Here is a 480-nt window from a genome sequence, read left to right as displayed (position 1 = left end):
CCAGGATGAGGCGCTCGCCGTCGTTCTCGTTGGTGACGACCTTGTACGGGCCCGAGGCGAGCGGGTGCTCCTCGTACTTGGTGCCGGTGTCCTTGGCCTGCGGGACCGGGGTGGTCTGGGTCTGGGTGGCGAGGTAGGGGAACTCGCCGACGGGCTTGTTGAGGTGGAAGACGATGGTCTTCTCGTCGGGCACCTCGATGGAGTCGAGGCCCTTCTTGTCCTTGTACGGGCCCTGGTAGTCGGCCCCGCCGATCAGCCAGTCGCGCAGGTAGGGCGCGCCGCCGGAGAGTTCGGCGGCGAAGGAGCGCTCGATGCCGTACTTGATGTCGGCGGAGGTGATCGCGGTGCCGTCCTCGTACGTGAGGCCGTCCTTGAGGGTGTATGTCCACACGGTGGCGTTCTTGCTGGGCGTGCCCAGGTCGGTGGCCAGGTCGGGGACGACCTTCGCGCCCTCGGCACCGTCCTCGCGGTTGCGGGTGG

The 480-nt window shown here is 68.1% G+C and carries 1 protein-coding gene; it reads right to left on the bottom strand.

The features are described from left to right. On the bottom strand, positions 1-480 hold a 480-nt coding region (locus AB0C16_RS40480; protein WP_357691499.1), incomplete at both ends, for an ABC transporter substrate-binding protein.

It is taken from the genome of Nonomuraea sp. NPDC048916 (assembly GCF_040649575.1).
GTDB lineage: Bacteria > Actinomycetota > Actinomycetes > Streptosporangiales > Streptosporangiaceae > Nonomuraea.
This window is presented reverse-complemented; position numbering and strand designations above follow the sequence as displayed.